This is a genomic window from Streptomyces sp. Act143 (assembly GCF_003143935.1).
Lineage (GTDB): Bacteria > Actinomycetota > Actinomycetes > Streptomycetales > Streptomycetaceae > Streptomyces.
On sequence record NZ_QFRX01000001.1, the window covers coordinates 8,915,638 to 8,928,321 of the forward strand.

At 71.2% G+C, this 12,684-nt stretch carries 12 protein-coding genes and 1 pseudogene; 11 read left to right on the forward strand and 2 right to left on the reverse strand.

Translation table 11 applies throughout. The features are described from left to right. Nucleotides 1-100: 100 nt before the first annotated feature. The 7 genes from rpe to DI272_RS40780 all read left to right on the forward strand — a co-directional run bounded on the left by rpe (nt 101) and on the right by DI272_RS40780 (nt 6,450). Nucleotides 101-787 (forward strand): ribulose-phosphate 3-epimerase, encoded by a 687-nt coding sequence (gene rpe / locus DI272_RS40750; protein ID WP_079308753.1) that lies wholly within the window; start codon nt 101-103, stop codon nt 785-787. Nucleotides 788-865: 78 nt separating this feature from the next. Beyond that, entirely contained in the window at nt 866-1,909 is a 1,044-nt protein-coding gene (locus DI272_RS40755) for a sugar-binding transcriptional regulator (RefSeq protein WP_181387473.1), read from the forward strand. A gap of 40 nt (nt 1,910-1,949) precedes the next feature. Further along, nucleotides 1,950-2,321 carry a ribonuclease domain-containing protein gene (locus tag DI272_RS40760; protein ID WP_109500181.1) on the forward strand — a complete coding sequence of 124 codons (372 nt, stop codon included), beginning with the start codon at nt 1,950-1,952 and terminating at the stop codon, nt 2,319-2,321. Beyond that, nucleotides 2,318-2,620: a barstar family protein gene (locus DI272_RS40765; RefSeq protein ID WP_109500182.1), complete on the forward strand. Its 303-nt coding sequence runs from the start codon at nt 2,318-2,320 to the stop codon at nt 2,618-2,620. Before DI272_RS40760 ends, DI272_RS40765 begins: the two co-directional genes overlap by 4 nt. Nucleotides 2,621-2,750: 130 nt before the next feature. Then, a complete protein-coding gene (locus DI272_RS40770; protein ID WP_181387577.1) occupies nt 2,751-4,193 on the forward strand; it encodes a GuaB1 family IMP dehydrogenase-related protein in 1,443 nt (480 codons plus the stop codon). Nucleotides 4,194-4,504: 311 nt separating this feature from the next. After that, complete coding sequence (locus DI272_RS40775; RefSeq protein WP_109500184.1) at nt 4,505-5,980, forward strand: amino acid permease; 1,476 nt, start codon at nt 4,505-4,507, stop codon at nt 5,978-5,980. A 17-nt stretch (nt 5,981-5,997) separates the two neighbouring features. Continuing rightward, nucleotides 5,998-6,450 (forward strand): Lrp/AsnC family transcriptional regulator, encoded by a 453-nt coding sequence (locus DI272_RS40780; protein ID WP_109500185.1) that lies wholly within the window; start codon nt 5,998-6,000, stop codon nt 6,448-6,450. Here the strand turns inward: DI272_RS40780 and DI272_RS40785 are convergent. Further along, nucleotides 6,419-6,889, reverse strand: coding sequence for a hypothetical protein (locus DI272_RS40785; protein WP_109500186.1), 471 nt, complete (start codon nt 6,887-6,889; stop codon nt 6,419-6,421). The genes DI272_RS40780 and DI272_RS40785 overlap by 32 nt on opposite strands. Nucleotides 6,890-7,191: 302 nt before the next feature. Here DI272_RS40785 and DI272_RS40790 point away from each other — a divergent pair. The 4 genes and pseudogenes from DI272_RS40790 to DI272_RS40805 form a co-directional block, all read left to right on the forward strand. After that, nucleotides 7,192-7,765 (forward strand): annotated as a pseudogene (locus DI272_RS40790) (endonuclease/exonuclease/phosphatase family protein); the annotation flags it as partial. Nucleotides 7,766-7,870: 105 nt separating this feature from the next. Further along, on the forward strand, nt 7,871-9,085 hold the full coding sequence (locus DI272_RS40795) for an MFS transporter (protein WP_109500187.1): 1,215 nt from the start codon (nt 7,871-7,873) through the stop codon (nt 9,083-9,085). Nucleotides 9,086-9,188: 103 nt separating this feature from the next. After that, nucleotides 9,189-9,968 (forward strand): carbon-nitrogen hydrolase family protein, encoded by a 780-nt coding sequence (locus tag DI272_RS40800; protein ID WP_109500188.1) that lies wholly within the window; start codon nt 9,189-9,191, stop codon nt 9,966-9,968. A 44-nt stretch (nt 9,969-10,012) separates the two neighbouring features. Next, nucleotides 10,013-11,728: an NAD(P)/FAD-dependent oxidoreductase gene (locus DI272_RS40805; RefSeq protein ID WP_109500189.1), complete on the forward strand. Its 1,716-nt coding sequence runs from the start codon at nt 10,013-10,015 to the stop codon at nt 11,726-11,728. Between the two features lie 122 nt (nt 11,729-11,850). Here the strand turns inward: DI272_RS40805 and DI272_RS40810 are convergent, their stop codons facing one another. Then, the gene (locus DI272_RS40810; RefSeq protein ID WP_109500190.1) at nt 11,851-12,537 is read right to left on the reverse strand and encodes a DUF5995 family protein; all 687 of its coding nucleotides are present in this window, start codon (nt 12,535-12,537) and stop codon (nt 11,851-11,853) included. Nucleotides 12,538-12,684 lie beyond the last annotated feature (147 nt).

Genomic DNA, 12,684 nt, shown 5'->3' on the forward strand with positions numbered 1-12,684 from the left:
CGGCCCAATATGGCACGTACCGCCCCGGAGCGACATCCGATGAACGGCTTAGGTCTGGACCGGCGCGAACATTCGTGCCCGGACGTGGGAGGCTTGGGTCATGGCCGTGCAGATCAACCCCAGCATCCTGTCCGCAGACTTCGCCCGCCTCGCGGACGAGGCGAAGGCGGTGGAGGGAGCCGACTGGCTCCACGTCGACGTCATGGACAACCATTTCGTCCCGAACCTCACGCTCGGTGTGCCGGTCGTAGAGTCCCTGGCCCGTGCGACGGACACCCCGCTGGACTGCCATCTGATGATCGAGGCCCCCGATCGGTGGGCGCCCCAGTACGTCGAGGCGGGGGCCGGTTCCGTCACCTTCCACGTCGAGGCGGCCGCCGCGCCGGTCCGGCTCGCCCGGGAGATCCGGGCCAAGGGCGCCCGCGCCTCCATGGCGCTGAAGCCCGCGACGCCCATCGAGCCGTACGAGGATCTGCTCCCCGAGCTCGACATGCTGCTGATCATGACCGTGGAGCCGGGCTTCGGGGGACAGGCGTTCCTCGACATCATGCTCCCGAAGATCCGCCGCACCCGCGAGTTGATCAGCAAGCACGGTCTCGAACTGTGGCTCCAGGTGGACGGCGGTGTCGCGGCCTCCACCATCGAGCGGTGCGCCGACGCCGGGGCGGACGTCTTCGTCGCCGGGTCGGCCGTCTACAACGCGTCCGACCCGGCCGAGGCGGTACGTGCACTGCGCAACCAGGCGGAGGGAGCGACCGCGAAGGCGTCCTGGGCATGCGGCCACTGAGCCACAGGAACGTGAACGGCTCCCATCAGGGCTGATCAAGTCCGCCGGATCTGCAAGGATGAACGGCGAATCCAGAGTGTGAACAGCAGTGAGGAGATGGCCGTGTCGGGTATGTCGGCGGGCCGGTCAGCCATGCGGATGGGACCCGCTGAGCTGGTGCAGGCGGCGGCGATGGCCCGCCGCTTCTACCTCGAGGGCAAGTCGAAGATCCAGATCGCCGAGGAGTTCGGCGTGAGCCGCTTCAAGGTGGCCCGGGTCCTGGAGACCGCCCTCGAACGGGATCTCGTACGCATCGAGATCCGCGTCCCGGCCGAGCTGGACGCCGAGCGCTCGGACGCGCTGCGCGCCCGGTACGGCCTCAGGCATGCCGTCGTGGTTGAGTCCCCGGCCGAGGCCGAGGACTCGCCCGACCCGGAGAACCTCGGCGAGACGGCCGCCGACCTGCTCGGCGAGCTCGTCAACGAGGGCGATGTCCTGGGCCTGGCCTGGGGCCGCTCCACCATCCACATGGCCGCGGCGCTCGACCGGCTGCCGCCGTGCACGGTGGTGCAGTTGACGGGCGTGTACGACGCCGGGACCGCCGAGCGCGGTTCGGTGGAGGCGGTCCGGCGCGCGGCCCAGGTCTCGGGCGGCGACGCCCACCCCATCTACGCGCCGATGCTGCTGCCCGACGCGGCCACCGCGGCGGCGCTGCGGAACCAGACCGGGATCGCGCGGGCCTTCGAGTACTTCGACAAGGTCACCGTCGCCTGCGTCTCGATCGGCTCCTGGGAGCCGGGCATCTCCACGGTGCACGACATGCTCAGCGACGAGGAGCGGGCGCACTACGCCTCCCTCGGCGTCGCTGCGGAGATGTCCGCGCACCTCTTCGACGCCCAGGGGCGCCGGGTGGGCCGGGACCTGGGCGAGCGGTGCATCACGGTCAAGGCGGACCAGCTGCGCCGTATCCCCGAGGTCGTGGCGATCGCGGGCGGTGCCCGCAAGGCCATGGCGATCGACGCGGTGCTGCGGTCCGGACTGGTCACCAGCCTCGTCACGGACACGTCCGCCGCGGATGTGCTGATGACGGCGGGGCCGACGCCGAAGCCCGCGTTGAACAGGGCTGACCCGGACGGACTCTGACGAAAGGTCGGGGGAGGGCGGCCGTGGCAGCGTGGGGGGCATGCCGCTGCGGTTCGTCCTCTGTCTGCTCCTGCTGGTGGCGGGGTGCTCGTCGGCCCCGGCCCCGGACGGGACCGCTCCGTCCTGGGCCGGCGACATGGCCACCGTCCGGGTGGCACGGCTGCCCGCGCAGGCCCGCGAGACACTCGCACTCATCGACGCCGGCGGGCCGTTTCCGTACGCCAAGGACGGCGCCGTCTTCGCCAACCGGGAACGGCTCCTGCCCGCCCGACAGCGCGGTTACTACCACGAATACACCGTCCCCACGCCGGGCTCGCGCGACCGCGGAGCCCGGCGCATTGTCACCGGGCAGGGGGACGAGGTGTACTACACCGATGATCACTACGACTCGTTCCGGGCGGTGCTGAGATGACGGAGCTCGTGGTCACGCTGGACCTCGACGGCGTCACCGACAAGGCGGGCCTGATGGACCGCTGCGCCCGCGACCTGCGGCTGCCGGACTATTTCGGCCGCAACTGGGACGCGCTGGCCGACGTCCTGTCCGACCCGGGCGTCTGGCCGGCGGACGCGGTCGAGAGGGGGATCGTGGTCGTCGTCCGGAACTGGGAGCGGTTCGCGCAGGCGCGGCCGGAGGAGTGGGCGATCGCCCGGGAGGTGTTCGCGGAGGCGTCCGCGGCCTCGGTGGCGCTCGCTCTAGGAGGATCCTCCTAAGCCCCTCTGACCTGCTTGGACGATCCGTCCGGGCATCGCATTCCGGTCGTCATGGGACAATGAAGTACGTGCTCTTCCCCCTGGCTGACCTGTCCGGGGGCCACCTCTGATCGACTGGGATGTGCAGCACGTGCGTTTCCTCAACGACATCCAGCCCCCGTACGACCTGACGTACGACGACGTCTTCATGGTCCCGAGCCGCAGCGCCGTCGGCTCGCGGCAGGGCGTGGACCTCAGCTCCCCGGACGGCACGGGCACCACGATCCCGCTGGTCGTCGCCAACATGACCGCCATCGCCGGGCGCCGTATGGCCGAGACGATGGCCCGGCGCGGCGGCCTGGTGGTCATCCCGCAGGACATCCCGATCGAGGTCGTCACCGACGTCGTCTCCTGGGTGAAGAGCCGCCACCACGTCCTGGACACCCCGATCGTGCTGGCCCCGCACCAGACCGTCGCCGACGCCCTCGCGCTGCTGCCCAAGCGGGCGCACAACGCCGGCGTCGTCGTCGACGAGGCAGGCCGTCCCGTCGGTGTCGTCACCGACCAGGACCTGACGGGCGTCGACCGCTTCACGCAGCTGGAGGTCGTGATGTCCCGCGACCTGCTGCTCCTGGACGCCGACATCGACCCCCGCGAGGCCTTCAACCGCCTCGACGCGGCCAACCGGCGCTACGCCCCGGCCGTCGACGCCGAGGGCAAGCTGGCCGGCATCCTCACCCGCAAGGGCGCGCTGCGCGCCACCCTGTACACCCCGGCCGTGGACGCGAACGGCAAGCTGCGCATCGCCGCCGCCGTCGGTATCAACGGCGATGTCGCGGGCAAGGCCAAGCAGCTCCTCGACGCGGGCGTCGACACGCTCGTCATCGACACGGCCCACGGCCACCAGGAGTCGATGATCAACGCGATCAGGACGGTACGGGCGCTCGACCCGCAGGTCCCGATCGTCGCCGGCAACATCGTGGCCGCCGAGGGCGTGCGCGACCTGATCGAGGCCGGCGCGGACATCATCAAGGTCGGCGTGGGCCCCGGCGCCATGTGCACGACCCGCATGATGACCGGCGTCGGCCGGCCGCAGTTCTCGGCGGTGCTGGAGTGCGCGGCCGAGGCGAGGAAGTACGGCAAGCACGTCTGGGCCGACGGCGGTGTCCGGCACCCGCGTGATGTCGCCATGGCGCTGGCCGCCGGGGCGTCCAATGTGATGATCGGGTCCTGGTTCGCGGGGACGTACGAGTCGCCGGGCGACCTCCAGCAGGACGCCAACGGGCGCCTCTACAAGGAGTCGTTCGGCATGGCCTCGGCGCGTGCCGTGCGCAACCGCACGTCCGAGGAATCGGCGTACGACCGGGCCCGCAAGGCGCTGTTCGAGGAGGGCATCTCCACCTCCCGCATGTTCCTCGACCCGGCCCGCCCGGGCGTCGAGGACCTGGTCGACTCGATCATCGCGGGCGTCCGCTCCTCCTGCACCTACGCCGGCGCGGGCTCCCTGGAGGAGTTCGCCGAGAAGGCGGTCGTCGGCATCCAGAGCGCGGCCGGCTACGCGGAGGGCAAGCCGCTGCACGCCAGCTGGAGCTAGTCGCTCCGCGGCGGGAGCCGGCAAAGGCCGCAGTGCCCGCAGAGAGGTCGGGGGAAAGCTGCGCGTCGGCTGCGGCTGGTCGCGCAGTTCCCCGCGCCCCTTTCGTGGCACGCCCGTTGCCGCGCAACGAATGGGCGCTCCCCTGCCATGAACGCAATGATCTTGCGTGTATGCGCAAAGTTGCTGCATTACGACCGTGATGCCCTGGCTCATAGGGTCATGCGCTGTACGTGGCGTGGCAGGGACCCCGCTCGGTGGTCCTTGCCCGCCGGTCTCTGCCGCGCCGATCGCAGCGACGAAGGAGTCAGCGCGTGCTCGACCAAGGCGCACCCCCGCACCACCGCACCGCACCGTCCCCGGGATTCGGCGCCCGCCTCATGCGGCGCAAGCCCGTGGAACGCCTGGTCGCCGAGGGCGGCCAGGGCGAGGGCGGCAGCCTGCGCCGCACCCTCGGGCTGTGGCAGCTGACCATGATCAGCATTGGTGCCACCCTCGGCACCGGCATCTTCGTCGTCCTCGGCGAAGCCGTCCCCAAGGCCGGTCCGGCGGTCACCCTGTCCTTCGTCATCGCCGGACTGACCGCCCTCTTCTCGGCCCTGTCCTACGCCGAACTCGCGGGCACCATCCCGGTCTCCGGGTCGTCGTACTCGTATGCGTACGCAACGCTGGGCGAGCTCGTGGCCTGGGTCTGCGGCTGGTGTCTGCTCCTGGAGTACGGCGTCTCCGTCGCCGCCGTCGCGGTCGGCTGGGGCGAGTACCTCAACGAGCTGCTCGACGGGACCATCGGGGTCACCATCCCCGACGCCCTGTCCGCCCCGCCCGGCGACGGCGGCGTCTTCAACCTGCCGGCGCTGATCGTCGTCCTGCTGGCCATGGCGTTCCTGCTCGGCGGGGCGCGGGAATCCGCGCGGGCCAACACGATCATGGTGGTCGTGAAGATCGGCGCGCTCGTGCTGTTCTGCGCCATCGGCATCCAGGGCTTCCGCGCCGGCAACTACGAGCACTTCATGCCGCTCGGCATGGCGGGCGTCAGCGCGGCCGGTGCCACGCTCTTCTTCTCGTACATCGGCTTCGACGCCGCCTCCACCGCCGGCGAGGAGGCGAAGAACGCCCAGCGCGACCTGCCGCGCGCGATCATGCTGTCGCTGGTGATCGTCACCGCGCTGTACGTCCTCGTCGCGGCCGTCGCCGTGGGCGCCAAGCCCTGGGAGCGGTTCGGGGACTCCGAGGCCGCGCTCGCCCAGATCATGCGCGAGGTGACCGGGCAGACCTTCTGGGGCACCCTGCTGGCCGCCTGCGCGGTCATCGCCATCGCCAGCGTCGTCCTGACCGTGCTCTACGGCCAGACCCGCATCCTCTTCGCGATGTCCCGGGACGGGCTGGTGCCGAAGGTGTTCGGGCGGGTGCACCCGAAGACCGGCGCGCCGCGTGCCAACACCGTGATCGTTTCCCTGTTCTGCGGCGTCCTGGCCGCCGCCATACCGCTGGGCCAGCTCGCCGACGCCACCAGCATCGGCACCCTCTTCGCCTTCGGGCTGGTCAACATCGCCGTCGTGGTGCTGCGCCGGACCCGCCCGGAGATGCCGCGCACCTTCCGGGTGCCGCTGTCGCCGGTGCTGCCCGTGCTGGGCCTCGGCTTCTGCGTCTGGATGATGGGCAGCCTGTCCGCCGTCACCTGGACGGTCTTCGGACTCTGGATGGCGGCCGGGCTCGTGTTCTACTTCGTGTACGGCCATCGCCGGTCCCGTCTCGCGACGCCCGAGACGCTGTCGTCCCGCAACACCTGAGAGCTGAACCACCCACCGTGCTCAACGATCTCGACGAACGTATCGTCCATGCCCTCGCCGAGGACGCCCGCCGCTCCTACGCGGACATCGGGCAGATCGTCGGCCTGTCCGCGCCCGCCGTGAAGCGGCGGGTGGACCGGCTGCGCGCCACCGGCGCCATCACCGGCTTCACCGTCCGGGTGGACCCGTCGGCGCTCGGCTGGGAGACCGAGGGGTTCGTCGAGATCTACTGCCGGCACAACACCTCGCCGGAGACCATCCGACGGGGCCTGGAGCGCTACCAGGAGGTCGTGTCCGCGTCCACCGTCACCGGCGACGCGGACGCGATCGTTCAGGTCTTCGCCTCCGACATGCGGCACTTCGAGCGGGTCCTGGAGCGGATCGCGGGCGAGCCGTTCGTTGAGCGCACCAAGTCGGTGCTGGTGCTGTCGCCGCTGCTCAGGCGCTTCTCCTCGGGGTCGCCGACCTGAGCTGTTCGGCCCGGCCGCGGATGGCCGACAGCAGGCGCCCGGTGAGGACGGCGTGCCCGCCGGAGCGGATGACGAGCAGCCGGTAGAGGGCGCCGCCCGGTCCGGGGAACCTCGCCCGGGTCTCGGCCCGCAGCCGGGTCCGGCCGTCGGCGGCCTCCTCCAGACGGAAGACCAGGGCGTATGTCGAGAAGTGGTGGCGGCCGACGAGCACCAGCTCCCGGCCGGCGACCGCGGAGGCCACCCGGAAACCCGGGATCGTCGACCCTGCGGCCAGCGGCCGGGGACCGGACGCGGTCCGGTCGGCGCAGCCCACCAAGCGTGCGTACCCGGACCCGAAGGACCGGTCCACGACCTCCCCGATACCGCGCCAGACGGCGTCGGCCGACGCCGCGACGAGAGTGGTGTGCTCGTCGACGTACGGAAGTGCGGCTGTCTCCATGCGGGGCTCCTGAAGTCGGTGGCGCCCTCAGTCTGCGGTCTTTCTCGCCAGGGCGTTGTTGCCCATCGAGTGGTGCACGCTGAAGCTGACCGCCGGGGCCCCGGTGAACGTGTCGCTGCCCAAGCGGCCGGTGCTGGTCGCGGAACGTACCGTATGAAAGAGACCGGGATGACCCGACTCCCGCTCCAGGCCGTCCTGTTCGACATGGACGGCACGCTCGTCGACACCGAGCGGTTGTGGTGGGAGGCGGTGGAGCGGGTCGCCCCCGGCCCAGTGGTGGTGCCAGCCGAGGGCCTCCGCGAGAGAATCTCGGCATCATCAGCCGCCACCCGGTCACCGCCGTTCTCGGCGACCCGGAGGTCGGGTTCCACGGGGCCGCCGGAGTCCGGGTGGCCGTGGGCGACCGGCAGGGCGGCGTCTGGACCTCGCACCTGGACCACGAGGCGTACGGGCCCTGCGCGGCCGAGCCGCTCGCGCATGAGGGCGTCCGGCTCAGGCAGATGCCGGACACCTTGGCGCGCGTGGGAGGCGCCTCGCCCGCCGTGCTCGTCGGCGACTTCAACTGCCCCTCCCACCTGGACTGGCCGGACGTCGAGCGGCCGGTGACCAAGGCGGCCGGGTTCGCCGACTCCTACCGGCAGGCCCGACCCGATCCGCTGCGGGACCCCGGCCACACCTGGTCCCCGGTCGTCGTCCCCCGGAGCCGCAGGACCGGATCGATTACGTCCTCCACCGTGGCCTGCGCGTTCTCGACTCCCGGACGTACGTCAGCGGCACGCCGCGCCCGTGGCCGGACGTGGCGGACAACGACGGGCCGTCCGACCACGCCGCCGTCATCACCACTTTTCGCTGGGCAGCGGGCCGGGAGCTGTCTAGCATCGGTGTCATGACCTGGCGACATTGATCCACCAGCCGTGCCTCCCGAGGGCCGCCTCGGACGCCGTACCGACGACGTCCGAACCGCCCTTCCGGGAAGGCCCCATGACACTCTTCTCACCTGCACGCGTGCGTACGACCGGTGTCCGTCGGCTGACGAGCACGCTGTACGGCTACGCGTTCCTCGACGACTTCGTGCTGCTCTACCCGGTGTACGCGCTGCTCTTCGCGGACACCGGGATGTCCCTCTGGCAGATCTCCACCCTGTTCGCCCTGTGGTCGGTCACGGCCGTGGTGCTGGAGGTCCCTTCCGGTGCCCTCGCCGACGCCGTCTCCCGACGGCTGCTGCTGTGGATCGGCCCGCTGTGCAACGCCGTCGGCTTCGCCCTGTGGGTGATCGTCCCGGCGTACTGGTCCTTCGCGCTCGGCTTCGTGCTGTGGGGCGTCGGCGGAGCGCTCTGTTCCGGATCGCTGGAGGCGCTGGCCTACGACGAGCTGGAGCGGGCCGGGGCCGCAGACCGGTACGCGCGCGTGATGGGGCGGGTCCGGGCGGCGCGGCTGCTCGCCACCATGGCGTCCATCGGGCTCGCCGGACCCGTGTTCACGCTGGGCGGCTATCCGGCCGTGGGCGCGGCCAGCGTCCTGGCCTGCGTGCTGGCCGCCGTGGCGGCGACCCGGCTGCCGGAGCACCGGACACGGCACGAGGCCGAGAACGACGGCTGGTGGGCGACCCTGCGGACCGGTCTCGGCGAGGCCCGCCGGAACCGTTCCGTCCGCGGCGCCTTGCTGCTGATCCCGGCCGTCGCCGCGGTCTGGGGCGCGCTCGACGAGTACACGCCGCTGCTGGCCCGGGACACCGGCGTTGCGGAGGCGACCGTGCCCTATCTGATCCTGCTGGTCTGGACGCTCGTCACCGCGGCGAGCCTGCTGGCCGGTCCCGCCGAACGCCTCGGCACCACCGGCATGGCCTGGCTGCTCGCGGGCTCGGCGCTCGCGCTGGCCGTCGGCGCGGGCCTGCGCACCCCGGCCGGCATCGCCCTGGTGGGTCTCGCCTTCGGCGGCTTCCAGCTGGCGGAGGTGCTGGCCGACGTACGCCTCCAGCACCGCATCGACGACGCCCGCCGGGCGACGCTCACCTCGGTGGCGAGCCTGGGGACCGAGCTGGTCACGGTCGTCACCTTCGCGGCGTACGCCCTGCTCGGCGCGCACGCCGCGCACAGCACCGTCTTCGTGGTCCTGGCCGTGCCCTACCTGGTCACCGCCGTAGCCCTCGGCAGCCGACGCAACGAATCGCCGCCCGAGCGCCCTCGCGCGCAATGAACCGCTCGGCGGCGCGCAACGGCTCCTTCTTGTCCGGCCTGGTCAGCCGCCCGTACCTTCTATGTGGCCCCCGCAACCACTTCCGCCCCGGTGAGGATCACGCATGCGCACCGCCCTGCTCCAGAGCTCCGGCCGCCCCGGCTCGGTCGACGGGAACCTCAAGGTCCTCGACGAGGCCGCGGGCCGTGCCGCTGCCGCGGGCGCCGCGCTGCTGGCCGCGCCGGAGATGTTCCTCACCGGGTACGCGATCGGCGACGACATCGCCCGCCTCGCCGAGCCGGCCGACGGGGACGCCGCGGACGCGGTCGCGGAGATCGCCGCCCGGCACGGGGTGGCCGTCGCGTACGGCTACCCGGAGGCGTCCGAGGGTTCCGTCTTCAACTCCGCCCAGTTGATCTCGGCGACCGGTGAGCGGCTCGCCAACTACCGCAAGACCCACCTCTTCGGCTGCTTCGAGCGGGACCACTTCACACCGGGGGAGCGGCAGGTGGTGCAGGCCGAGCTGAACGGCCTCACCGTCGGGCTCCTGATCTGCTACGACGTCGAGTTCCCGGAGAACGTGCGGGCGCACGCCCTCGCCGGGACGGACCTCCTCCTCGTCCCCACGGCCCAGATGCACCCGTTCCAGTTCGTCGCCGAGTCGGTGATCCCGGTGCGCGCCTTCGAGAGCCAGATGTACGTCGCCTACGTCAACCGGGTCGGCCAGGAAGGAGAGTTCGAGTTCGTCGGGCTGTCCGTCCTGGCCGGCCCCGACGGGGTCGCCCGCGCCCGCGCCGGACGCGCCGAGCAGCTGGTGTTCGCCGACGCCGACCCGGCCTTCCTGGCGGCCTCCCGCGAGGCCAACCCGTATCTGCGGGACCGGCGTCCCGAGCTCTACGTCTGAACACCCCCGCATTCTTCGCAAGCCTCGCAAGGAGCCCGTACCCCATGACGTCCACGGTGCCCAACGCCGTCCAGCACGCCGACGAGCAGCAGCCGCCGATCACCATGTTCGGTCCGGACTTCCCGTACGCGTACGACGACTTCCTCACCCACCCGGCGGGCCTCGGCCAGATACCGGCGACCGAGCACGGCACCGAGGTCGCCGTCATCGGCGGCGGGCTGTCGGGCGTCGTGGCCGCCTACGAGCTGATGAAGATGGGCCTGAAGCCGGTCGTCTACGAGGCCGACCAGATCGGCGGGCGGCTGCGCACGGTCGGCTTCGACGGGCCCAACACCGACGGCCTGACCGCCGAGATGGGCGCGATGCGCTTCCCGCCGTCCTCCACCGCCCTCCAGCACTACATCGACCTGGTGGGTCTGGAGACCCGGCCCTTCCCCAACCCCCTTGCCGAGGCGACCCCTTCGACCGTCGTCGATCTCAAGGGCGAGTCGCACTACGCCGAGACCATCGACGACCTGCCGCAGGTCTACCGCGACGTCGCCGCCGCCTGGAACAAGTGCCTGGAAGAGGGCGCCGACTTCTCCGACATGAACCAGGCCATGCGTGAGCGGGACGTGCCGCGCATCCGGGAGATCTGGGCCAGGCTCGTCGAGAAGCTCGACAACCAGACCTTCTACGGCTTCCTGTGCGACTCCGAGGCCTTCAAGTCCTTCCGGCACCGCGAGATCTTCGGCCAGGTCGGCTTCGGCACCGGCGGCTGGGACACCGACTTCCCCAACTCCATCCTGGAGATCCTGCGCGTCGTCTACACCGAGGCCGACGACCACCACCGCGGCATCGTCGGCGGCTCCCAGCAGCTGCCGCTGCGGCTGTGGGAGCGCGCGCCGGAGAAGATCGTCCACTGGGCGTACGGCACCTCGCTGGCGAGCCTGCACGTGAACGGCGAGCCCCGGCCCGCCGTCACCCGCCTGCACCGCACCGCGGGCAACCAGATCACCGTGACGGACGCCGACGGCGACATCCGCACCTACAAGGCGGCGATCTTCACCGCCCAGTCCTGGATGCTGCTGTCGAAGATCGCCTGCGACGACTCGCTGTTCCCGATCGACCACTGGACCGCCATCGAGCGCACCCACTACATGGAGTCCAGCAAGCTCTTCGTGCCCGTCGACCGGCCGTTCTGGCTGGACGAGGCCGTCGACGACAGGGGAAATCCGACGGGCCGGGACGTCATGTCGATGACCCTCACCGACCGTATGACGCGCGGGACTTACCTGCTCGACGACGGTCCGGACAAGCCCGCCGTCATCTGCCTGTCCTACACCTGGTGCGACGACAGCCTGAAGTGGCTGCCGCTGTCCGCGAACGAGCGGATGGAGGTCATGCTCAAGTCGCTCGGCGAGATCTATCCCAAGGTCGACATCAGGAAGCACATCATCGGCAACCCGGTGACCGTGTCCTGGGAGAACGAGCCGTACTTCATGGGCGCGTTCAAGGCCAACCTGCCCGGCCACTACCGCTACCAGCGGCGCCTGTTCACCCACTTCATGCAGGACCGGCTGCCCGCCGACAAGCGCGGCATCTTCCTCGCCGGCGACGACATCTCCTGGACGGCCGGCTGGGCCGAGGGCGCGATCCAGACCGCGCTCAACGCGGTCTGGGGCGTCATGCACCACTTCGGCGGGACGACCGACGCGAGCAACCCTGGGCCGGGTGACGTGTACGACGAGATCGCGCCGGTCGAGCTGCCGGAAGACTAGGCCCGAGCTGCCGACGGCTCAGACTCCGGCGGCGCGCGCCCTCCTGTGCACGGGATGCCGTTCTGTCGAACGTACAACGTTCATACGGCAGTTCGGGTTCACCGGGTGCAGGAGTGGCCGGATCAGTCCGGCAGTGGCGTGAGCAGCATGCGTCCCGCGAATCCCACCGCCGTGTCCAGCCGTTCCGTGAACTCGGCCGCCACGTCCGGCAGTGCACGCAGCGCCCACAGTGCCCGGGCCGCGGTCCAGGTGGCGTCCCGGGCCCGCTCCAGGCTCCACGCGCCGAGCAGATGGGTGAGCGGATCGGCGATCTGGAGCAGGTCGGGGCCCGGCATCAGCTCTTCGCGGATGCGCTCCTCCAGCGAGACGAGGAGCTCGCCCACGCGGTCGAACTCGTCCTCCACGTCGACGGGTTCGCAGTCGAGCGTACGACAGGTGTCCACGACGGCCAGCGCCAGATCGTGGCCGATGTGCGCATTGATGCCCGCGAGCGCGAACTGCAGGGGGCGTACGCCGGGATGGCGGCGGAACTGGAACAGGGGCCGCCAGCAGGCGGGCGGCCGCCGGTCGCGGTCCACCGCGTCGACCGCCCGCAGATACCGCTCGGCGAACCGCACGTCCAGCGTGATCGCGGCCCGCGCGTCCGCGAACCGCCCGCTGTCGATGCTCCGGTCGACCGCCTCGGTGACGGCGAGGTAGACGCGGTTGAACACCGCGAGCCCGTCCCGTTCCGGAAGGGCCTCGTCCAGGGCACGCATCCGGTCGACGACGGTGTCGACCGGGGCGGTGAAGTGTTCCAACTGCGCCATGCACGCAGGTTCCCAGGCCTAGGCTGGCCGCAGTGGCGGCGGGCCCGACGCTTCCCCAGAACGGGGGAACGCGCCCGTCGTGGGGGAGGGGATCAGCGGGTGTCGGGCTTACGTGCGCGCCGCCTGGCCGAGCGCAGGGCGCAGCGA

Excerpts from the sequence above, each read along its gene's own strand:
- rpe (WP_079308753.1), top strand. The coding sequence starts at position 101 with ATGGCCGTGCAGATCAACCCCAGCATCCTGTCCGCAGACTTCGCCCGC.
- DI272_RS40760 (WP_109500181.1), top strand. The coding sequence starts at position 1,950 with ATGCCGCTGCGGTTCGTCCTCTGTCTGCTCCTGCTGGTGGCGGGGTGC.
- DI272_RS40765 (WP_109500182.1), top strand. The coding sequence starts at position 2,318 with ATGACGGAGCTCGTGGTCACGCTGGACCTCGACGGCGTCACCGACAAG.
- DI272_RS40785 (WP_109500186.1), bottom strand. The coding sequence starts at position 6,889 with ATGGAGACAGCCGCACTTCCGTACGTCGACGAGCACACCACTCTCGTC.
- DI272_RS40795 (WP_109500187.1), top strand. The coding sequence starts at position 7,871 with ATGACACTCTTCTCACCTGCACGCGTGCGTACGACCGGTGTCCGTCGG.
- DI272_RS40800 (WP_109500188.1), top strand. The coding sequence starts at position 9,189 with ATGCGCACCGCCCTGCTCCAGAGCTCCGGCCGCCCCGGCTCGGTCGAC.
- DI272_RS40805 (WP_109500189.1), top strand. The coding sequence starts at position 10,013 with ATGACGTCCACGGTGCCCAACGCCGTCCAGCACGCCGACGAGCAGCAG.
- DI272_RS40810 (WP_109500190.1), bottom strand. The coding sequence starts at position 12,537 with ATGGCGCAGTTGGAACACTTCACCGCCCCGGTCGACACCGTCGTCGAC.